The sequence below is a fragment of the Vibrio sp. 10N.261.54.A5 genome, from assembly GCF_041471145.1.
Taxonomy (GTDB): domain Bacteria; phylum Pseudomonadota; class Gammaproteobacteria; order Enterobacterales; family Vibrionaceae; genus Vibrio; species Vibrio crassostreae_C.
In genome coordinates, this window is the sequence record NZ_JBFRNU010000025.1 from 119,355 (window position 1) to 142,138 (window position 22,784).

The following is a 22,784-nucleotide window of genomic DNA, read 5'->3' on the forward strand; positions in this document are numbered from 1 at the left end:
GGCTATTTATGTTGAGTCGTTTCTTTATTCAAAGGCCTAAGTTTGCCCTTGTTATATCCATCATATTAACGCTGGCGGGTGCGATTTCTCTCGCTATCTTGCCGGTGGCTGAATATCCAAAAATTAGCCCACCGTCGGTCAGTGTGTCTGCATTCTATACGGGCGCAAGTGCTGAAGTGGTGGAGCAGGCGATAGCCGACCCCATAGAAACGTCGGTTAACGGCGTAGAAGATATGATCTACATGTCCTCTAAAAGTGCTAACGATGGTTCATACAACCTTAACGTGACCTTTGATGTCGGTACTGATGCTGATATGGCTCAGGTCAACGTGCAGAACCGTGTTGCTCAGATCGAATCGAAACTTCCACAAGAAGTAAGAATGGTGGGTGTAACGGTCAAGAAGCGTTCTCCTGACTTGCTGATGGTATTGAACTTCTACTCGCCGAACGGAGAGTATGACGATCAATTCTTGATCAACTACGTGAACTTGAACATTAAAGACCAATTGGCCCGTGTAAAGGGTATCAGTGAAGTTAACGTATTGGGTGGTGGCGAATACGCGATGCGTGTTTGGTTAGACCCTGAGAAAATGGCTAACCTCAATATAACCACCTCTGATGTGAATCGCGCCTTGGCTGAACAGAACGTTCAGGTAGCGGCTGGTCGTATTGGTGCTGCACCTTACAACAACGCACAAGAAGTGCAGTTCAACTTGGTAACCAAAGGCCGACTAGAAACGGCTGATGAGTTTGAAAATGTTGTACTTCGTGCAAACCAAGATGGTTCAACGGTTTATTTAAAAGACGTTTCACGCGTTGAGCTTGGTAAAAAGTTCTACGATGGCAATGGTAAATACCGTGGTCAAGACGCTTCAATCGTAACGTTGTCACTTCAATCAGACGCTAACGCGCTGGAAAGTGGTAAAGCGGTGATGGCGATGCTGGATAATTTAGGCAAAAATTTCCCTGAAGGCGTTGCTTATGAGGCGAGTTATGACACGACACTCTTCGTTGCAGAGTCGATCAAAGGCGTAGTAAAAACGCTAATTGAAGCGATATTACTGGTTATCGCGGTAACGTATCTGTTCTTAGGTAGTGCGCGTGCGACTTTGATTCCGGTGGTTGCGATTCCTGTATCTTTGATTGGTACTTTTGCGGTCATGCAGATGACAGGCTTTACCATCAACACGGTGACTCTATTTGGTTTGATATTGGCGATTGGTATCGTAGTAGATGATGCGATCTTGGTTATTGAAAACGTTGATACCACGATGGCCAAAGACCCAACGATCTCACCGCGTAAAGCAACGCTTATCGCAATGAAGGAAGTAACGGGTCCGATTGTTACTTCGACGTTGGTACTGTTAGCGGTATTCATTCCAGTAGCTATGCTGCCAGGTATTACCGGTATCATGTATCGTCAGTTTGCTCTAACTATCTGTATCGCTGTTGTTATCTCTTCTATTAATGCTCTAACACTGTCACCTGCATTGTGTTCATTAGTTCTTAAGCAGGGCGGTGGTAATACGGCTCGTTGGTACCAAGCGTTTAACCGTGGTCTTGAATCAGTAACCAACAAATACGGTCAAATTGCAGGCTTCCTTGTGAAAAAGGGTGTTCTGCTGTTTACCTTCTTCGTTGTGGCGCTAGCAGCGGTAACTTACTTCGCGAAAACCACGTCTACGGCGTTCGTACCTCAAGAAGATAAGGGTATTTTACTGGTTAACGTTCAACTTCCGGATGCGGCTTCACTGTCTCGTACCGAGGATGTGACGAAGCAGTTGTTAGAGATGGTTGAACAAGAGCCTGGCGTTGACGGTGTAACACTGGTTAACGGCTATGCATTCATGACGGGCGCTTCTGCGTCGAATGGTGCGTCAATGTTCATCAAGCTTCACGATTGGGACATGCGTAATGCACTGGATGGTCAACACTCTGCTCAGGCTATCTCACAGCGTATTAATGGTCGTGCTGCGACTGAACTTCCTCAAGCTGTCGTGTTTGCGATGGGGCCTCCTGCAGTTCCGGGCATGGGGGCCGCGTCTGGTTTCGAGTTTGTACTTGAAGATACGCTAGGCCGAAGCCGTACTGATCTTGCTATGGTGATGAATGACGTGATAGCTGAGGCGAGCAAACAGCCTGAGATTTCACACACATTCAGTACTTTCCGTGCGAACGTACCTCACTACTATGTCGATATTGACCGTGAGAAAGCGCAGCAATTAGGTATTCCGTTGTCGGAAATTTTCCAAACACTACAAGGTAACCTTGGTTCGTTGTACGTGAACGACTTCACCATGTTTGGTAAGAACTTCCGCGTAACCATGCAAGCTGACAGTGAACACCGTAGCAGCATGGACGACCTACAACGATTCCACGTTCGTTCGTCTAATGGCGAGATGATCCCGTTAAGCACATTGGTGACTTACGACCAGATCTTTGAACCAGATGTAGCATGGCGTTACAACATGTACCGCAGTGCCGTGATTCAAGGTCAACCTGCAGAAGGTTACTCAAGTGGTGATGCGATTGCGGCAATGGAACGCGTAGCTGCAGAAGTATTGCCTCAGGGGTATCAGTACGAATGGACAGGCATGGCTTACCAAGAAGTACTAGCAGGTAACCAAGCGATCTTTGCTTTCGCACTGGCTCTGATCTTCATCTACCTGTTTATGGTGGCTCAATACGAGAGTTGGACAATTCCGATTGCGATTATCCTCGTGGTACCTGTCGCAACCTTAGGCTCCTTCTTGGCATTGAATCTAACGGGCACTCCGCTGAACCTTTATGCACAAATAGGTTTGGTTCTCTTGATAGCCTTGGCCGCGAAGAACGCAATCTTGATTGTGGAATTCGCAAAGGTAGAGCGTGAAGAGAAAGACGCACCGATTGAAGATGCGGCGGTGAAGGGCGGTACTTTACGTTTCCGTGCTGTGAACATGACGTCTTGGTCGTTCATCTTAGGTATCTTCCCGCTTATCTTTGCTGCGGGCGCAGGTCACGTGAGTCAGAACTCTTTGGGTATTTCACTGATCGGCGGCCTGTTATGTGTGTTACTGGCGGGTACGTTCCTAATCCCTGGCTTCTACGCATTCGTGCAACGTAAGCGTGAGAAAGCACACGGTGGTAATACCAAGCTGGTTCCGCTTGATGACGAATAGGGGATTGAGTGTCTTGTAAGATTCGTCTCTTACAAGACCAACCCTCGGAAAACTAATTCCTTGTAACAACTAAGGTTTAGCATTGCGCTAAGCCTTTTTTTATTCCACTTATGAATAAAAACGCCTTTTATATAAACAAATGTTTGTCATGTGATAGAGCTAACACTCTAATTTGGGTTTTGTAATAAAATGATGTTTTATTGGTAAGTATATGTTTAATATGATTTTAACAAGGTTCAGCTAACGGTTGTATGCTCGAAAACATTTGCACAATAGTGTGAAGTGTTTCAAAATTACGAAGTTATATTGAAATTTTTTGTGCATTGAGGTTCTTATGAAAGTCATTGATTTATTTAAACACCGAGGCGATAGCATGTCTTCGCAACACTCAGAGTTTATGCAATGGATGTCTCCAGCTCTTAGAGATTACTGGGGCGACTTTCTTAATCGTACGCAAAATAGCCATTTCTTTGCGTGGGTTCGTGATCACCACAAACCTGCTGTCAATGAAGATGCACCAGAGATGCCGGTGGAACAGCCGATCGTACTTAAGCCAGAAGCACAACTTGTGTTTGATGAGCTTAATCAACAGATCGGTGAAGTCATCCATACTGGCGACTGGATCAATGTAAGTCAAGACCGTATTAACCAGTTCGGCCTTGTTACTGAAGATATGCAGTGGATTCACACTGAGCCTGAAAAAGCGGAAACAGACTCTCCGTTCAAAACAACCATCGCACATGGTTTTTTAACTTTATCTCTGCTTCCTCGATTGACTGACAGTGTTGACCCTGACAAGTCTCAATTCCCAACAGCGAAGATGGTCGTAAACATTGGTCTTAACCAAGTACGTTTCCCATACCCTGTTAAATCGGGCTGTAATGTTCGTGCTAAAAGTACGCTAACAAAAGTAACGCCAATTAAGAAAGGCCTAGAGATTGAACGCGAAATTCGCGTCGAAATCGAAGGTATTCGTCGTCCTGGCGCTGTGATCGTTTCAGTGATTCAACTTCACTTCTAAACGAACCATATAGATTCCAAAAAAAAGAGAGAGCTTAATGCTCTCTCTTTTTTTTCATAAGATAAAACTCACTCACTTATTTAATGCGAGTGTAGCCGTACTCTTCGATAAGGTCTTGCCCTTGCTTTGACTTCACGAACTTGATGAAGTCTTTGCTCTCGTCAGAAACTGAGTCTGTCTTGTGCAGCAACAAGAATGGGCGAGCCAATTCATAGCTGTGGTTAGCAATGTTCTTAGATGTTGGCTCTACGCCTTCAAATGTAATTGCTTTAATCGAACGGTCGATTGAACCAACAGAGATAAAACCAATCGCGTGTGGGTTATGGTTAACAATCGTTTTAACCATGCTGTTGCTGTTTACAACCAAGTTATTTGGGTTGATGTCAGACACTAGACGGTCATTAATGATCTTCGTTAAACCAAGCAAGCTTTCGAAGCTATAGCGTGAGCCAGAAGACGCTTCGCGAGTGACAATTGCGATAGGCTGATCTGCGCCACCCACAGCTTTCCAGTTCGTAATTTTGCCTTTGTAGATATCGAACAGCTGCTCACGTGTAACGTTGCTTACAGCGTTTGAGCGGTTAGTTACTACAGCTAGGCCGTCAAAGGCAATTGGAAATACCTTCAACTTCTCGTCTTGTTCGCGGTCGGTTAAATAACGCGAGCTCATACCGATGTCAGAGACACCTTTATTAACCATGGTAATACCTGCTGTAGAACCAATGCCCTGAACCGCAATATAGTTATCAGGGTGAGTCTTGTTGTACTCCTCAGCTAATACATCCATCACTCGTGATACTGAAGTGGAGCCCGAAATAGTGGTTTCTTGTGCTAAAGCAGCATGAGAAGACAGGGCTAAGGATAAAAGAGAGGCAAGCGCGACTCGTAACATAAACAACTCCTAGTTAATAACATTTGTCGCATATGATAGGTCGGTTATATGACACTTTTGTGAAATTCCATACTCTCGATGTATAGCTGTTCGCTTGATGAGTCGTAGCTTTCTGGGTTTCCGAAAGCAAGATTCGTTTCTGGGAGCAGGGCAGGTATTTTGATTACGCTTGTTCGCTAAAATGTTTGTTGAGTCCTAAGCTAAGTAGAGGAATTCACTACTTAGAAGTTTCTATGAAGTTACAAGGGGTGTTATGTCCGTCATTCATATCGAGCTGAATCGTCTTTTAATTGGGGCCGAGAGGCTCTGTACATCTCGAAATCGAAGTTTACCTGTCGAGCTAGGCAAATCCCTATATGAAGAGTGTGAGGGTGGTGTGCTGTTTTCTCAGGCGCATTATCTACTCGACTCATCTCACAGTGATTATACAAACGAGATCGTCTGCGTGACTTTTGATGAGTCGCTGTCTTGTTGGTTAGTGATGGTGCCGCTTGAAGGGGATGTCGAAACCGACTCTGTGAATTGGGGGCCGTATCCGTACCTTCCTAAATCGAAGGATCTTGATGCTATTTTGGCGGAAATAGAAAAAGACCCTAAATCGTACTTCTGGTCATAGTCACTCTGTTTTCACGTTTGCTGGTGGCCTGCTCGCAAAGCTGAATCAATGAGTATCAAAACTCAACCACTGAATCCCAAAGCCAAATCATCTCATCCCACACCCAAGTGGCTTAATATTGAAGCCACTTGGTTTACACCAGTTCCCAACTAAGACGTCCACATCAATCTATCGCTTTGTTTCTTTAAACTTGCGGCTTTACGCTCTGCAGTTGTGCTTGTGCCACTAGCGATCGGAAGTCTTTTGGTGTTTTTCCGTGATACGTTTTAAAGGCCGTGCTGAAGTGAGCGGCACTTTTAAAGCCTGACTCATACGCGATTTGAGTGATCGACTTATCCGATGTTCTTAGCTGAGTGGCTGCATGAGCAATACGTTTTATCTTTAATAAGTTTGAGAACGACAGATCTTCAGCCGATAAGCGACGTTTAAGTGTAGCCGGTGACATTCCCATGTAACTGGCGAGCGTATCCAAAGAGATATTGTTTTCAATGTTTTGCTCGATGTAATGAATGACTCTTTGGGTCACGGTTAACCTTGAAGCTCGAGCAATAATAGCCAATAGAGCTGGGTACTGTTCCACCATCAAAGACAGCAAACTTAAGCCTAATTGAGTGAGTGCGTAGTCATTCTGAGAAGAAGAGTTGGCCAGTGACATGATGAGATCTTTCAACTGACAGAGCTCAGTATCCGTTTGATTGAACTTAATGTACTTGTCTGGGATTCGAGCGGACTCTAAATCGCTGAACTGATTAATGAACTTTTGAAAGATAGCCAAATCAAAATCTAAGCAGGTTGCGCTGAATTCGCCATTTTCAGTGTTAACCGTGATGTCTTTAATCTGACCAGAATTGTAAAGGGTGAAATCTCCCGCTTGCAACGAGGCTTGAGTACCATTGGGCAACACAAAAGAAATGCTGCCTTTCGACACTATAAAGATACCGTTTTTAGAAGCAGGATAACGTTCTCGTCTCCTGGGAATGAAGTTTCTGAACTGAGTAACTGTGATTGATGACATAGTGAGCTTCTTTGACGTTGTAAATTGATTGCTTATTGATTGTTTTTTTTAAGTATTGTTTAAGCATGAGACATTTACAAAAAAGGCGCTAATAATTAGCGCCTTTAGAAGTGAACCTTTGAAGCTTTTGACCTTGATAGCTTTGACCTTGATAGCTTTGACCTTGAAAGCTGTAGCTGTTAAAGCCTTTAAGCTTCGGTTTCGTTTGTCGTTTCAGGCTCGCTAGGCAAGTCCGCAAATACTTGAGTAGGTTTTGCTACTAAGTTACGGTTTTCCTGATTAACTTCAGAGAGAACTACTTCTAAAACGTCTCCCAGTTTGTATACCATTTCTTTATCGATAGATACAGTACCCATATCACCGTTGCACTCTATTCTTTCTTTATTATTAAGAATGAGAGATCCAGGGATAAATGCAGCAGCACCATTTTCAAGTAAACGTACACGCATACCTGCACGGTTAATATCGAAAATCTCAGCTTGGAAACGAGTTTCTTCTGCTGGAGCATTGGCTAGAGTGCGAGCATACAACCAATCGCCAACATTACGCTCAGCCATGCCGTGGTGACGGCGGTGCAGGGCAAGTTCATCACCGATAGTTTCATCTGGTGTTTGAATTGGCGCTTTACCTAAGATGTGTGCTTTAAGCATACGGTGGTTAATCATGTCGCCATATTTACGAATTGGAGAAGTCCAAGTTGCGTAAATATCTAATCCCATCGCGTAGTGCGGTGCAGGCTCATTGCTGATCTCGCTATACGCTTGGAATTTACGAATACGGTTGTCGTAGTAGCTGTTATCTAAAGAACCTAACCAACGACGTAGAGTAGCAAAACCTTCTAGAGAAATGATTTGCTCTTCAGTGAACGGCGTTTCCGCTTGCGGGTTTACCAGTTCAAGAACGTCGGAGATTTTCTCAGCCTTGAAACCAGAATGGCAGTTAAACACACCTTGGTTGAAGCTCTCTTTTAGTACTCGGCCCGCACAGATGTTCGCGCTGATCATTGATTCTTCAACCAGCTTGTTTGCGCTACGACGCATGTCAGCGTGGATAGCGACAACATCGTTATCTTCGCTCAGTTCAAAGCGGTAGTCAGGGCGATCTGGGAACACAACAGAGTTTGCTGAGCGCCATGCTGAACGTGCTTGAGCAAATTGGTGAAGATCAGAAACAATTGCAGCAATCTCTTCTGATGGTTGCCATTTCTCTGATGCACCTGTTTCTAGCCAGTCTGATACGTTGTCGTAAGCAAGACGAGCATGAGATTTGATGTTTGCAGCGAAGAAGTTAATGTCATCACCGATAACGCCACCTTTAGATACCGTTACTGTGCAGCAAAGTGCAGGACGAACTTCGTTCTCGATCAGTGAACATAGGTTGTCAGCAAGATCACGAGGCAACATTGGGATGTTGCGACCAGGAAGGTAGATAGTGAAACCGCGCTCGCGTGCCACTTTATCCATCGCATCATCTGGAGAGATGTAAGCCGTTGGATCAGCAATTGCGATAGTCAGTTCAAAATCACCGTTCTCTTTCTTCTTCGCGTAAAGCGCGTCATCCATATCTTTTGTGCTTTCGCCATCGATAGTCACAAAAGGGACGTGCGTCATGTCTACACGTTCAAGATCGGCGTCATCGTTGATTAGCCAGTTGTCGATGCCTTCAGGCTCGCTGTTTGGTAGATCGTTTTGTGCCAGCGTTACCCACCAAGGTGCAATCTTGTCGTCAGCGTCTGTGATTTTCTCAGAGATCTGAGCCAAGAAACCATTGTCACCTTTTAATGGGTGTTGAACGATATGAGCAACAACCCAGTCACCTTCTTTAAGCGTTTCAGGGTTTAGACCCTTCATTGCTTTCGCTTTAAGTTGCAGTTTTTTGAGCTGCGGGTGATCAGGAACAACGTTCAATCGGCCTTTGAAAAGCTTAACTCGTGCAATAAAGCGAGTAAGACCTTGTTCAACCAATTCCTCAGGCTCTGCTACTTCGCGCTCTTTCTCTGTGCGAATGATGGCAATCACCTTGTCACCGTGCACACATTTCTTCATGTACGGAGGCGGGATAAAGAAGCTTGTTTTGCTATCAACTTCGAGAAAACCAAAACCTTTTTCAGTGGCTTTGATGGTACCTTCCTTTTTAGGGAGGGTTTCTTGGATTTGCTGCTTGAGCTGAGCGAGTAGAGGATTATCTTGAAACATTTTGACTTTTATCTATCGAGGACAATTGAGCACACTATAATCATTGCGAGGCTTGATTACTACTTAAAGGCGAAGTGAGCGTTAATTAATTGCCCTCTTATTTAACTAGGTCAATTTGCTAGGAGATGGGTGCTGTGACGAGATATTCATCAAGTTTTGACGATATGATAACCAGTATTGATGTAAAAGCGAAAAATATGTGATGTATTTCAATTTTTTCTGGATTTTTTTATGCATTTAGGGAATAATCCGCCTCCCTTAGACGTCCCTAATGGCTTGAAGTGTTTTATTACTGCTTCGTAACTCTGAATGGAATCAGTATCTGATTGGATCAGTATTGGAATTGATAGAGCTCCCGGGACCTTTTGTTTACTTATATATAGTGGGATCCCAATGTCCGAATCTGTAATTCAATTTAATGAATTAGCCCTAAACGATAACATTCTTTCAGCTCTTGATAGCATGGGTTTCGTTTCTCCGACTCCAATCCAAGCAGCAGCTATTCCTCTTCTTCTTGAAGGCCGTGACGCACTAGGTAAAGCACAGACTGGTACTGGTAAAACAGCAGCATTCTCTCTGCCTTTACTTAACAAAATCAACCTGAACCAACACAAACCACAAGCAATCATCATGGCTCCTACTCGTGAGCTAGCGATTCAAGTTGCTGCGGAAATCAAAAACCTTGGCCGTGATATCAAAGGTCTTAAAGTTATTGAAATCTACGGTGGTGCTTCAATTGTTGACCAAATGCGTGCTCTAAGCCGCGGTGCTCACATTGTTGTTGGTACTCCAGGTCGTGTTAAAGACTTACTAACTCGTGACCGTCTACACCTAGATGAAGCACACACATTTGTTCTTGATGAAGCAGATGAAATGCTGAAAATGGGCTTCGTAGATGACGTTACTTGGATCCTAGAGCAAGCTCCAGAATCTGCACAACGTGTACTTTTCTCTGCAACTATGCCTCCAATGGTTAAGACTATTGTTGACCGTTACCTACGTAACCCGGCTAAAGTTGACGTTGCTGGTACTAACCACACAGTTGATAAAGTAGCGCAGAACTTCTGGGTTGTTAAAGGCGTAGAAAAAGACGAAGCAATGTCTCGTCTTCTAGAAACCGAAGAAACTGACGCGTCAATCGTATTCGTACGTACTCGTCAAGACACTGAGCGTCTAGCTGATTGGCTATCTGCACGTGGCTTCAAAGCTGCTGCACTGCACGGTGATATTCCTCAGTCTCTACGTGAGCGTACTGTTGATCACATCAAACAAGGTGTTATCGACATCCTAGTTGCAACTGACGTTGTAGCTCGTGGTCTTGATGTTCCACGTATCACTCACGTATTCAACTACGACATCCCATTCGATGTTGAATCTTACATCCACCGTATTGGTCGTACTGGCCGTGCTGGACGTAAAGGTAAAGCGATCCTACTAGTTCGCACTAACCAAATTCGCATGCTTCGCACAATCGAGCGTGTAACTAAGTCTCAAATGGAAGAAATCCAACTTCCTCTACGTGACCAAGTTGCTGCTGCACGTGTTGCTAAGCTTGGCGCTGAACTTGAAACTGAGAAAGAAAGCAAAGCACTAGAAAACTTTGCAGGTCTTATCTCTACTCTTCAAGAGTCTCTAGAAGTTGATGCTGCTACTCTAGCTGCAATGCTTCTTAAGCGTCAGCAAGGTAAGAGCCCACTATTCTACGTTGGCGAAGACCCAATGATCGCTGCTATTGAGCGTGATAAGAACCGTCGCAAAGAGCGTCGTGAAGATCGTGACAACGGCCGTGACGGTGGTGGTCGCAACTTCAATACTCAAGATTGGGATACTTACCAACTACAAGTTGGCCGTGAGCAAGGCGTTCAGGTTAAAGACATCGTTGGCGCACTAGCAAACGAACTTGGCCTAACTAAAGGTTCTATCGGTGCTATCAAGCTAGACCAAGGTTCTACTTACGTTCAACTGCCAAAAGCAATGAACTCTGAAACTGCTGGTAAGCTAAGCAAACTTCGCATTCGTCAAAAAGAAGCTGGCGCTGTAGTTGTTGATTTCAATGACTTCCGTGAGCCTCGTCGTGGCGGCGGCGGTCGTGATGGCAACCGTGGTGGCAACCGTGGCGGTCGTGATGGTGGCGGCTACCGTGGTAACCGTGAAGGCGGCAACCGCGAAGGTGGTAACCGTGAAGGCGGTCGTGGTGGATACCGTGGCAACCGTGATGGTGCTCGCGATGGTAACTCTGCTGGCGGACGTGATGGCGAACGTCGTTTCGACCGTAACCGTGGTGGCGATCACCGTGGTAACTTCCGTGGCGAACGTGGCCATGGTAACGGCAATGGCGGTGGTAACCGTGGTCGTCGTCCAGAGCGCAACGAAGGTTAATCAACCTGTCGCTTAGACGCTTTAGGTCTAGACACTGAATTTAAAAGCCGAGCGTAATGCTCGGCTTTTTTGTGCCTGCTATTTGAACTTAAGCTTTGGTTGGCTCGATATTCGTAGCTAACTTACTTTAATCAAGCTTCGTTCCTGTAACTATGCTTCGTCCATGAAACTAAGCATCGCGCCTAGAACGAATGTTAGTGCCAAAACTTAGCTGTATCGCGTTCTAAGCCTATACCAAAAGAACGTGCTACAAGATGCTGAAACAAAGAGTGAAGGCTATCTAAGCGTCGTTACAGTGCATCTATTCGTAGAGTTGTGCTCGAAGGCAATCAAAATAAGATCAGATCACTATTCTCAACTTCAGTGAGCTTTTTGATGCAAACACTGAGCAATTGAGAAATCGAGCAAAAAGTTATCGGTAATGATAAGCAGACGAAAGGGAAGGGTGGTTGTTTTTCAAGCGGATCACCTGCATTTGTTCGAGTCGCTTTAATTAACTGAATCAAGTTAAAAATAACGTGAGCACTCGTTTGCGTCACCTGTTCATTAATTTTCTTATTCAACTATTTTTTAATTCCGCTCTCGAAATAAATAATTTAATGACCAAGATCAACTTAATTGTGTTCATTTAGTGATTTTTTCAAAACAAAAGTTGAAAGATTCAAAAATTATTGAATAATGGACTTAACTAAAATTGAAGTAAACACTTCATCCAATTCGTACTGAAACAGGATCCATATCCAATGTCTAATTCGTTTGTTCTGGTTATTAACTCGGGTAGTTCATCCCTAAAATTTGCTGTAATCGATTCTGTTTCTGGTGAAGCAGTATTAAGTGGCCTAGGGGAGTGTTTTGGTCTTGAAGATGCTCGTATGAGCTGGAAATTCCAAGGCGAGAAAACTGAAATTGCCATTCAAGGTGAAGATAACCACCACAAAATTGCCATTGGCAAATTGGTTGGCCTGATGGAAGACCTAGGCTTCACGGCTGATATCGTGGCTATCGGTCACCGTATCGTACACGGCGGTGAGAAGTTCACTCAAACGGTTCGCATTACTGAAGAAGTAACGAACGAAATTGAAAGCCTATCTGACCTAGCTCCACTTCATAACCCAGCAGGTGCTATCGGTATCCGTGCTGCAATTGAAGCTTTCCCTTCTCTACCTCAGTTCGCTGTATTTGATACTGCTTTCCACCAAACAATGCCTCAACGTGCATTCACTGGTGCAATCGCAAAAGAGCTATACACAGACTTCGGCGTACGTCGCTACGGTTTCCACGGCACTAGCCACTACTTCGTTAGCCGTGAAGCTGCGAAGATGGTTAACAAGCCAATCGAAAAATCGAGCTTCATCTCTGTTCACCTAGGTAACGGCGCATCTGTATGTGCTATTAAAGATGGTAACAGTGTTGATACTTCTATGGGCTTCACACCACTTTCAGGCCTAATGATGGGCACACGTTGTGGTGACCTAGACCCAGGCATCATCGAATACCTACTTAAGAAAGGCTGGTCACAAGAGCAAGTATTTAACTCTCTAAACAAGGAGTCTGGCTTCCTTGGCGTGTCTGGTCTTACGAGCGATGCTCGTGGCATCTTAGAAGCAATGGAAGAGGGCCATGAAGGCGCTAAGCTTGCGTTTGAGGTGTTTACTTACCGCGTATCAAAATACATTGCTTCTTACCTTGCAACGCTAGATTCTTTAGACGGCATCATCTTCACTGGTGGTATCGGTGAGAACTCTCTACCAATTCGTCGTGAAATCCTAAACAACCTTAAGATTCTAGGTTTCGTTGAAGATGTAGCAGGTAACGAATCTGCTCGCTTTGGTGCTGAAGGGATCATCGCTAAGTCTGAAATGTTAGACGCAGTAGCAATGGTTATCCCAACCAACGAAGAATTCGTGATTGCTCAACAGTCGGTAGAACTACTGTAATTTACTTTAAAAACAGATGGTTAAAAGCGAGCTTAGTGCTCGCTTTTTTTGTGCTCATATGTTGGATAGACCATCGCAAAGCACGCGAATGCCGAGCACTCATCGCTCCCTACATTGACTGCTGCAATTCACTTTTTAGCTCCAAACTAGTGAGGTTAGTGTTGGCTTGTTTATGCCCAGACTTTTCTAAGCGCGATCATTGCTTGCCCCATTTCATATATGGAATCCACGTATTTACAAAGTGATTTTGGCAATAAAAGTTAAGATGCAGGCCTTCTTGAAGCCGATACGATCTATGATGCTCCTCAACCAAGCGTCCTTCTGAGTCTTCGGTTTTTCGGGTAGTCGCCCAACGTATGACATTGCGCCAAGATAAAGAAGCGAGCGTAGCTCCTTCACACCACCGCATTTATCGATCCCAATCATAAAAACTTTGCCTCCTGAACTGTGCTGTTTAGGTGTAAGACCAACAAATGCTGAAGCTTGTCTTCCATTCTTGAACTGCTTTCCATCACCAAGAGTTGTATAGAGCATCGCAGCAGTTGGTTCACCAACCCCTTCAATGCCCATTAATCGTTGGCACGGCTCTATCTGACGGGTTAAAGCATTTTTCTCTTTTTCGAATGCGATGAGTTTTGCTTTAAGTTCTTTATATTGCTCCCAAAGCATCGACAGAACGGATACGACATTGGAGGGTATTGGTGTATCGCCATCAAGCACGGTTTGAACCGACGCTTTTAAGCCTTTTTCACCTCTAGGGTTTGCTATCCCGTAGCCCAAAATTGTCCCTCTAATGTGAAGAGCTAGGGAAACAACACTACGAGATAAGAATCTACGGCTAGTTTCTAAAGAATGCATAGCTTGTTGTTCCAATGACTTTGGACGACTGTACTTGATACCAATTTGTATAGCGGCGTTAGCGATGGCGAGAGCATCATTATGATCCGTTTTATGACCTTCTAGGTATCCTTTCACCTTCTTAGGGTTAATGATTCGGACTTCATGCCCAAGTTTTTCTGCTAATTGCCCCCAGTAATGGCAACCGCAACAACCTTCCATGGCGACAATCGAAGGCTTAGCCTTTGCCAAGAACTCTTTCATCTTCTGGCGACTCAGAGGTTTATTGGACATTAGCTCACCATGAATGCTGATATGGCAGGCTTGAAGAACATTTTTTGCTAAGTCGATAGCGATAACATTTTTAGTCAACATATTGGAACCCTCGGTTTTTTCTCACACTCCTAAGTCTAGATTGCTAAGGAGGGAGTGGATTCCATACATCACGTTAAAGTATTTACTCATTCCAGAGTAAGATCGCAGTCGTTCCTTAGGATATGTAATGTGACCAGCCATAGATGCAGGCAATATCAATTTATAGGATCTCATCGTCATCCCAATCCCAGTCAATTTGGGAAATGTCACGGGAGACTTTGTGTAAATACCACCCGAGCAAAGCGACAATAGAAAGGATTAAAACTATAAAGGTTAAAAGCATATCCTACCCTTAGAGTTTGTATGAGACGTAACTACTAGGCTTACCATGGCAATTGAGTGCCATCGTAGACAAAAAATGAACCTGAATGCTTAAGTTTTAAATTGTCGATAACATTAAGCATGCCTGTAACACTCTCTTTTACTGTTACCTTGCCTTCCTTTCCACCCATATCGGTTTTTACCCAACCTGGATGAATTGCCATGGTCTTCACTCCCGCTTCGGATAATTCACAGGCTAGAGATTTAATTATTTGGTTGAGGGCCGCTTTTGATGCTCGATAGCTGTATCGTCCCCCTGAGCGGTTATCATCAATACTGGCCAGTATTGAGGTCATCCCGATTATGGTTTTATCTTGGCCGGCTAGAATATTATTGAGCAAGGCCTGCGTGATTAACATGGGTGCGATGGTATTGACCTTTAACACCTCTAGCCATCTTTGCTGATCCATATTGCCTAAGTTGTCACATCCTTCACCACTCACCCCAGCATTATGAATAAGTACATCAATAGGTTGCTCTTTAAACACCTCAGTTAAAGCGAGAATATCTGTTTCATGACTAACATCTAGAGCATAAGGGCGAATGGTTGAATACTGTTGTGCTAACAGGGTTAACTCATGCGCTGAATCAATATCGCGACAGCAAGCGATGACCTTGTAATGACGCTGTGCATATTGCTTTGCAAGCTCTAATCCTAAGCCACGATTAGCTCCAGTAATAAAAACGGTTTTCATTGAGTGCCTCTTATCAGTTTCAATCTTGTCTAATACCAATCAATATAAGTTGCGAAAAGCTGGCCAATGCTGCTGCATTGACCAGCTCTAAGGGTAAGAGTCGTGTTTATTTCATTAATACATTTTTACCATTAACTTTCTGCACGCTTATCAAGACGGCCACTAAAGCGGGTCAAAGCAAGCGCTATCAGTACAACTACTGCACCTACCCAAGGTGTATGCATTAAGCCTGCTTCAGCGACAACCATCCCTCCGCCCCATGAACCAAGTGCAATACCAACGTTAAAGGCGGCAATGTTTAAACCGGAAGCAACATCCACTGCATCTGGTGTATATTTTTCAGCAAGTTTCACTACATATACTTGTAAACCTGGAACATTACCGAATGCAAATGCCCCCCAAACTAAAATCGTGGCTACCGCGGCAATAGGGTTAACGGCGGTAAAATTGAACACGATAAGCACAGCTGCAAGACCAGTAAAAATAATGCTAAGGGCTTTTATTGGGCCCATTTTATCGGCCATTTTTCCGCCCCAAATATTACCAATCGCAACTGAGACTCCATAAACCAACATAATTAAACTAATTGCATTCGCACTAAAGCCAGTTTCTTGCTGCAAAATAGGAGCAAGGAAAGTGAATGCTGTAAAAGTGCCGCCATAACCCAGTGCAGTAATCGCATAAACCAGTAATAATCTAGGTTGAGTTAATACCTTAAGCTGCGATGAAAGCTTAGCTGCAGCAGGTTGTTTTAAGTTATTTGGTACTAAGAAAGCACTACCAATTAATGCGATTAAACCTAATAGCGCAACAACTAAGAAGGTTGATTGCCAGCCAAAGGTTTGACCTATGTATGTCCCAAGCGGCACGCCTGTGACTAACGCCACGGTTAAACCAGTGAACATAATCGCAATGGCGCTGGCGGCTTTTTCTTTTGGTACCAGACCGGTAGCAATGGTTGAACCAATGGAGAAAAATACACCATGGGCTAAACCTGTCAAAATACGAGCGATAATCAGGGTGTTATATCCAGGTGCTTGCCATGCAACTAAGTTACCGACAACAAACAGTGACATGACGGTAATCAATACGTGTTTACGATTCCACTTTCCTGTTAAAGCCGTTAAAACCGGGGCGCCAATGGCAACACCAAGTGCATAAAGGCTAACCAGCAAGCCTGCTGAAGGCAGTGATATATTTAGGTCGGAGGCCATGGTCGGGAGTAGCCCCACGATCACAAACTCCGTTGTTCCAATAGCAAAGGCGCTGAGCGTCAATGCAAGAAGTGCTAAAGGCATAATATTTACTCTCTGTTGTTTGAAAATGACCAGCAATAGCCGATGTATTGGTCGCTATGCCGTCGCGTTGTTAATTGATGGGGGGCATTTTGCATTAAAGATTTTTTGTGAAAAACAGAGGTTTTTACAAATGATATTTGTTATAAATGCAATAAAGCTGATGAGCGATTGGATAAAGTTGAGGGAAATAGCATGCGAACAAAATCTGATGATTTAGCCATTTTACTAGCTGTAGTCGATACCGGAGGTTTTTCAGCGGCAGCAGAGAGCCTAGATATCCAAGTCGCGCGAGTATCCAGAGCGGTCAGTAAAGTGGAGAGTCAACTTGGGGTCACTATTCTAAACCGAACCACTAGACGTATTGAATTAACCGATGAAGGACGCCAGTTCATTGACTCTGTGCGGGTGGGATTAATGCAATTACAGCAGGCGGAAGAAGATATTATTTCCCGTGGGGAATTGCCCAAAGGCCGTTTACGTGTCGACGCGGCTAGTCCGTTTGTGTTTCATCAACTGGTGCCATTGGTGCAGTCATTTAATCAAGCCTATCCCGATATTGAGCTAGAAATAACCTCCAATGAAGGCATTGTGGATTTACTAGAAAAGAAAACCGATTTAGCAATTCGGATTGGTACGTTGAGCGATTCTACGCTACATGCTCGGTCGCTGGGTCGAAGCCCCTTGTATATTGTGGCTTCACCAGAATATATCTCAAAACGCGGGCTCCCCACTAAAAGCAGCGATCTTGCTCAGCATAATCTCATTGGATTTGTCGCCCCCAAAATTTTGAATGACTGGCCTTTAAAAGGTTTTACCCAACTAGACGCTTTGATGTCATCAAGTAATGGCGAAACCATTCGACAAATTGTGTTGGCAGGAAATGGCATTGCATGTCTATCAGGGTTTATGGTGAATAAAGATATTGCCGAAGGACGTTTAATCTCGCTGTTGGAGAGCGAAAAAATCAGTCATCCACGAAGAGAACAAGTCAACGCTGTGTATTATAAGACTTCTTCTGTGGCCAAGCGGATCTCCGCTTTTATTGATTTTATTAAGCCAAAGCTAACCCTGTAACCCGCTTAAACAAGCTGATTGTTGCAATTTATACAAATATTATTTGCCTTTATTGCTATAAATGATTGGTGACTCATTTGCTAGTATGCCCCTATCAAATGAAGAGGGCTCAACTATGTCACTATCACTATTTAAACCATTCACATTGGGTGGACTCACACTCAAAAACCGCATTGTCATGCCACCGATGACGCGTTCAAGAGCCAGTCAGCCTGGTGATGTCGCAAATGACATGATGGCAACCTATTACGCTCAGCGTGCCAGTGCAGGATTGATTGTGTCTGAAGGTACGCAAATTTCAGCGACGGCAAAAGGCTATGCATGGACCCCAGGTATTTACACACCTGAGCAGATTGCTGGTTGGCGTAAAGTGACAGACGCTGTGCATGCCAAACAAGGCGCTATTTTCGCGCAGCTTTGGCATGTGGGAAGAGTCACTCACCCAGATAACATCGGTGGTAAGCAACCGATTTCTTCCTCCGCATTAAAAGCGGAAAACGTCAAAGTATTCGTTGATAATGGCAGTGATGAACCTGGTTTTGTTGACGTCGTTCAGCCTAGAGCGATGACAAAAGCCGATATTCAGCAAGTGATCGAAGATTACCGTCAAGCCGCATTGAATGCCATTGAGGCAGGCTTTGATGGCATTGAACTGCATGCCGCTAATGGTTATTTAATTAACCAATTTATTGATTCAGAGGCGAATGATCGCACTGATGAGTACGGTGGATGTCTTGAAAACCGTCTTCGTTTTCTTGATGAAGTTGTTACTGCAATGGTCGATGCCATTGGCGCTAACCGCGTTGGTGTGCGCTTGGCACCTTTAACAACCTTAAATGGTACTGTTGATGCTAACCCTATTGAGACTTATACCGCTGCCGCAGCGTTACTCAATAAACATCATATCGTGTACCTACATATTGCTGAAGTCGATTGGGATGATGCACCAGATACACCCGTCTCATTCAAACGTGCAATGCGCAATGCTTTTCAAGGCGTGCTGATCTACGCAGGTCGTTATAATGCGGAAAAAGCAAAGCAAGCTATTGATGACGGACTGGCTGATATGATCGGCTTTGGTCGACCTTTTGTGGCGAATCCCGATCTTCCTGAACGTCTACTTCACGGCTACCCATTGGCAGAGCATGATCCAAACACCTTGTTTGGTGGTGGTGAGAAAGGTCTGATTGATTATCCAACGTATAAAGCTTAAGGGGGTAAGTATGTTTAAGGTATTTAAAGGTCACGGACTTGAGACTAGAAACCGTATCGCGATGGCGCCGATGACTCGTTCACGCACGTCTCAACCTGGTGATGTACCAAACGAGATGATGGCAACCTACTACCGTCAGCGTGCCAGTGCTGGACTCATTGTATCAGAGGGCACCCCGATCTCAGCGGCTGCACGAGGTTATTCGATGACTCCGGGCATTTATACCCCAGAGCACATCGAAGGCTGGAAAAAAACCACCCAAGCTGTGCATCAAGATGGCGGGAAAATATTTACTCAACTTTGGCATGTGGGGCGACGCAGTCATTCTGATATTTCAGGTACTAAGCCGTTAGCCCCATCAGCAATTAAAATCCCAGATCAAGTATTTGGCCCACTAGCTGAAGGTGGCTTTGGGATGATTGAAACTGAAACGCCACGGGAGATGACGCTGCAAGACATTAAGAGCACGATTGCGGATTTTGTACAAGCGGGCAAAAACGCCATTGAAGCTGGTTTTGATGGCGTGGAAATTCATGCTGCGCATGGTTACTTGTTTGATACCTTTTTACGCTTAGAAAGCAACCAAAGATGTGATCAATATGGTGGCAGCCAAGAGAATCGCATGCGCTTTTTGGTTGATACGTTGCAAGCACTTACCGACGAAATTGGTGGGGAAAGAGTTGCGGTTCGTCTGTCTCCTCATATCGGAGAGGGTTTTGCTGGGGATGATGTTGAAATTGTTCCGCTAACGTTAGCATTGCTGGAAAAACTACAACTGATGAACCTTGCGTATGTGCATTTTTCAGAAAACATATCACGCTATGTAGAGGTGCCTGAAGAGTTTCGCCAGCAAGTACGCCGAATATACTCTAATCCAATCATGGTTGCAGGAAAGTTGACCAAGCAATCTGCCCAACAGTTGCTAGATAAGCAGTATGCTGATTTCGTTGCCTTTGGTACTCCTTTTGTAACGAACCCTGATTTAGTCGCCCGATTTGCTCATGATTTACCATTGGCCGAGTTTGATGCCGATGCTAGGTTGACCTTGTATGGGGGCGGAGCCGAAGGCTACGTCGATTATCCAACTTATCAAGCCTAATACACCAGGTACCAAGGACGATAACTCTTTGGTGCCTTACCTTTTCATTAAGCGAGTGGAAGTGATATGGAACCCTATCGAATTTGGCAATATCAAACTGAGAAACACAGTCTTGTTTTAGGTAAGGCTGAAAGAGCAGCTTTAGATGACAGCGAAATCTTAGTACAAAACAAAGCGATTGGTATTAACCCTGTGGATTGGAAATTTATTAAAGCCAATCCTTTAAATTGGCCGAATGGCCATGTTCCAGGTGTTGATGGTGCAGGCGTCGTCGTACAAGTAGGTTCTAAAGTTGATCCCAGTCTAATTGGCCGTCGAGTGGCATATCATGGTTCACTAAATCGCCATGGTAGCTTCGCTAAATATACTGTTTTGAACGTTGAGCGAGTGATGACACTACCTGAGAGCCTATCTTTTGAACTTGCCGCGGCACTGCCTTGTCCGATGCTAACTGCGTGGCAAGCATTTGAAAAAATTCCATTAACCCAACAAAGAGAAGTGCTTGTCGTTGGTTTTGGCGCGGTGAATAATTTGTTATCCCAGATCCTTGTCAGAGCGGGTTATATCGTTGATGTTGTCTCCGCGAGTCTGAGCGAAGAGCGAGCCAAAAGCTTAGGTATTCGCCAAGTTTATCGGGAGCAATCTCAAATCGACATGAAATACTTCGCCATTTTTGATGCGGTGAGTGGGGAAAATGCCGCCCATTTAGTGCCGCTGTTAAGAGCGAATGGACATATTGTCTGCATTCAAGATCGTATTGCTAAACCCATTGACCCTCCATTTACGCGCACTATTTCTTACCACGAAATAGCCCTTGGAGCGTTACATAATTTTGGTGATAAAGATGATTGGCATACATTAATGCAAAATGGTGAAGCGCTGCTTGAGCGTATTGAAAATGGGAGTGTTGAAGTTAGTATTCCTGTCACTTTTAAATTCGAGCAGATGCTTGATGCGTTGAAACACAGTGAAACCACAAAACGAAAAACCGTGATTACATTGAGTTAGACTGCGCAATTTATCCTTTTGCTGGGAGTCACATAGCGCTTACTTCCTACACTTTGCTTGGATAGTTGTTCTAATTGCTGATATTGAGTAAGACTCATCTTTGCAACGTCGTTTAAAATTGTGGTCTAAATAATTTTGACCACACTCTTACTAGCAGATGCGATACTAATAGCAATCTAACCAACGAAGAATTCGTGATTGCTCAATAGTCGGTAGAACTACTGTAATTTACTTTAAAAACAGATGGTTAAAAGCGAGCTTAGTGCTCGCTTTTTTTGTGCTCATATGTTGGATAGACCATCGCTAAGTGGCCTTATAGCGAGATAGTCAAAACTCATTCTATTGATTTCGGCAAATCATTTTGTAGCTTCAAACTAGTGATGTTAGGGCTGGCTTGTGATGCCCCAAAAACGCCTAGAATTGAACTTGCAAGGTTTCAGATACAAAAAGTAATAGATGCGACGATCTAGCCCCATCGCCCTCAATGAAATTAAGACTATTGCTTGAATGTAGTGCGCCACTGAATCGGCGATACATGAAAAGCCGATTTAAAGTGCTTTCTGAATACACTGTCAGAGCCAAAACCCGCTTGCTCTGCAACTTGAGGTATCGATAGTTTCGTGGTTTCTAATAGACGTTGGCTAAGCACCAAACGTCGGTTTTGCAGCCATTCACCAAATGTACAGCCATAGGTGGATTTAAACTGGCGTGTGAAGGTACGTTTACTCATCGCACAGCGCTCAGCGACTTCATCTAGTGAGTGACACTGATTAAGGCTCTGCTCCACCAGCTCAATCACAAGGCTAATACTTGTCTCTGTAAGAGGTTTTATGTTGACTGGTGCTGGTATGTATTGCTGCTGTCCACCAGTACGAGATGGCGCAGTCACCATCTTACGTGCGAGATCATTCGCAAGCTCACTACCACACAAACGGCGCACTATATGTAGACAACAATCGAGTGAAGCAGCTACTCCAGCAGAGGTAATGATAGTCTCATGTTCAACAAATAGAGGGTTTGGGTCAAAATCCACCTTAGGAAATTGCTGCTGAAATTGTTCGGAAAACGCCCAATGGCTTGTGGCACGTTTTCCATCGAGAACGCCAGCACATGCAAGTACATAAGACCCGAGGCAGAGTCCTACTAGTAGCTTACCTTTCCCATGATGCTCTATTAGCGCCTCTATAAGTCGCTCACTTGGCTCTGGCAGGTCATTTGGCCAGCTTGGAACAATCACAATATCCGCCTCTTTAATAGCGCTCAAATCTCTATCGATCACCACACCAAATCCAGAGCTTGTTTCAAACTGCAAGCTGTTTTCGCAACAGATCCTCAAGTCAAACCGAACCGGCTGACCGAAAAAGATATCTTGAAACACCAGACAAGGCACAGAGAGATGAAAAGCACTGATGCCTTCAAAGGCTACCATCGTAATTTTAATTAGCTCGGTTGATTTGTTCACAAGTGTCTCGATTTGCGCGAATGTTGACTTTCAAGACAGTATCACAAGAAACTAGAAAGAAGCATACTAAATCTCATAGAGAACATGGCTTGTTAGTGAGTTTAGAGAGGCATTATGAAGATCCACCACCTACGTAGCGCAACATTTATTATTGAATCTGGCGAAAAATTTATCCTTATTGATCCT

General features: G+C 44.3%; 16 protein-coding genes. 9 read left to right on the plus strand and 7 right to left on the minus strand.

The window, feature by feature from the left end; all coding sequences use genetic code 11:
* The first annotated feature begins 8 nt into the window (after positions 1-8).
* A complete protein-coding gene (locus AB4329_RS08750) occupies positions 9-3,161 on the plus strand; it encodes an efflux RND transporter permease subunit (RefSeq protein WP_372138038.1) in 3,153 nt (1,050 codons plus the stop codon).
* Positions 3,162-3,495: 334 nt separating this feature from the next.
* Positions 3,496-4,182 carry a MaoC family dehydratase gene (locus tag AB4329_RS08755; protein WP_372138040.1) on the plus strand — a complete coding sequence of 229 codons (687 nt, stop codon included), beginning with the start codon at positions 3,496-3,498 and terminating at the stop codon, positions 4,180-4,182.
* 76 nt (positions 4,183-4,258) lie between these two features.
* Here AB4329_RS08755 and AB4329_RS08760 read toward each other — a convergent pair whose 3' ends face one another.
* Positions 4,259-5,074, minus strand: coding sequence for a phosphate ABC transporter substrate-binding protein (locus AB4329_RS08760; protein WP_372138042.1), 816 nt, complete (start codon positions 5,072-5,074; stop codon positions 4,259-4,261).
* Between the two features lie 253 nt (positions 5,075-5,327).
* Between AB4329_RS08760 and AB4329_RS08765 the strand changes: the two genes are divergently transcribed.
* Complete coding sequence (locus AB4329_RS08765) at positions 5,328-5,690, plus strand: DUF3024 domain-containing protein (protein ID WP_017059495.1); 363 nt, start codon at positions 5,328-5,330, stop codon at positions 5,688-5,690.
* Between the two features lie 184 nt (positions 5,691-5,874).
* On the opposite strand, the gene AB4329_RS08770 is transcribed toward AB4329_RS08765, so the two are convergent.
* Together AB4329_RS08770 and rnb are read right to left on the minus strand one after the other, a co-directional pair.
* The gene (locus AB4329_RS08770; RefSeq protein WP_017064362.1) at positions 5,875-6,705 is read right to left on the minus strand and encodes an AraC family transcriptional regulator; all 831 of its coding nucleotides are present in this window, start codon (positions 6,703-6,705) and stop codon (positions 5,875-5,877) included.
* 188 nt (positions 6,706-6,893) lie between these two features.
* Positions 6,894-8,900, minus strand: a complete 2,007-nt coding sequence (gene rnb, locus AB4329_RS08775) for an exoribonuclease II (RefSeq protein WP_372138043.1) — start codon at positions 8,898-8,900, stop codon at positions 6,894-6,896.
* 309 nt (positions 8,901-9,209) lie between these two features.
* Between rnb and AB4329_RS08780 the strand changes: the two genes are divergently transcribed.
* Together AB4329_RS08780 and AB4329_RS08785 are read left to right on the plus strand one after the other, a co-directional pair.
* Positions 9,210-11,279: a DEAD/DEAH box helicase gene (locus AB4329_RS08780; protein ID WP_080582207.1), complete on the plus strand. Its 2,070-nt coding sequence runs from the start codon at positions 9,210-9,212 to the stop codon at positions 11,277-11,279.
* Between the two features lie 743 nt (positions 11,280-12,022).
* On the plus strand, positions 12,023-13,216 hold the full coding sequence (locus AB4329_RS08785; protein ID WP_372102941.1) for an acetate/propionate family kinase: 1,194 nt from the start codon (positions 12,023-12,025) through the stop codon (positions 13,214-13,216).
* Between the two features lie 234 nt (positions 13,217-13,450).
* On the opposite strand, the gene AB4329_RS08790 is transcribed toward AB4329_RS08785, so the two are convergent.
* The 3 genes from AB4329_RS08790 to AB4329_RS08800 form a co-directional block, all read right to left on the minus strand.
* Positions 13,451-14,428, minus strand: coding sequence for an IS110 family transposase (locus AB4329_RS08790; protein WP_372138045.1), 978 nt, complete (start codon positions 14,426-14,428; stop codon positions 13,451-13,453).
* Between the two features lie 323 nt (positions 14,429-14,751).
* The gene (locus AB4329_RS08795) at positions 14,752-15,444 is read right to left on the minus strand and encodes an SDR family oxidoreductase (protein ID WP_017068416.1); all 693 of its coding nucleotides are present in this window, start codon (positions 15,442-15,444) and stop codon (positions 14,752-14,754) included.
* Positions 15,445-15,575: 131 nt separating this feature from the next.
* Positions 15,576-16,742, minus strand: a complete 1,167-nt coding sequence (locus AB4329_RS08800; protein WP_029235440.1) for an MFS transporter — start codon at positions 16,740-16,742, stop codon at positions 15,576-15,578.
* Positions 16,743-16,934: 192 nt separating this feature from the next.
* Here AB4329_RS08800 and AB4329_RS08805 point away from each other — a divergent pair, with 192 nt between their 5' ends.
* The 4 genes from AB4329_RS08805 to AB4329_RS08820 all read left to right on the plus strand — a co-directional run bounded on the left by AB4329_RS08805 (position 16,935) and on the right by AB4329_RS08820 (position 21,136).
* Complete coding sequence (locus AB4329_RS08805) at positions 16,935-17,816, plus strand: LysR substrate-binding domain-containing protein (RefSeq protein ID WP_017062691.1); 882 nt, start codon at positions 16,935-16,937, stop codon at positions 17,814-17,816.
* Between the two features lie 115 nt (positions 17,817-17,931).
* The gene (locus AB4329_RS08810) at positions 17,932-19,029 is read left to right on the plus strand and encodes an alkene reductase (RefSeq protein ID WP_017071594.1); all 1,098 of its coding nucleotides are present in this window, start codon (positions 17,932-17,934) and stop codon (positions 19,027-19,029) included.
* A gap of 10 nt (positions 19,030-19,039) precedes the next feature.
* Positions 19,040-20,128, plus strand: coding sequence for an alkene reductase (locus tag AB4329_RS08815; RefSeq protein ID WP_017071595.1), 1,089 nt, complete (start codon positions 19,040-19,042; stop codon positions 20,126-20,128).
* Positions 20,129-20,194: 66 nt separating this feature from the next.
* Entirely contained in the window at positions 20,195-21,136 is a 942-nt protein-coding gene (locus AB4329_RS08820; RefSeq protein ID WP_017062694.1) for a zinc-binding dehydrogenase, read from the plus strand.
* A gap of 496 nt (positions 21,137-21,632) precedes the next feature.
* On the opposite strand, the gene AB4329_RS08825 is transcribed toward AB4329_RS08820, so the two are convergent.
* Entirely contained in the window at positions 21,633-22,598 is a 966-nt protein-coding gene (locus tag AB4329_RS08825; protein WP_120459721.1) for a GlxA family transcriptional regulator, read from the minus strand.
* Between the last annotated feature and the right edge of the window lie 186 nt (positions 22,599-22,784).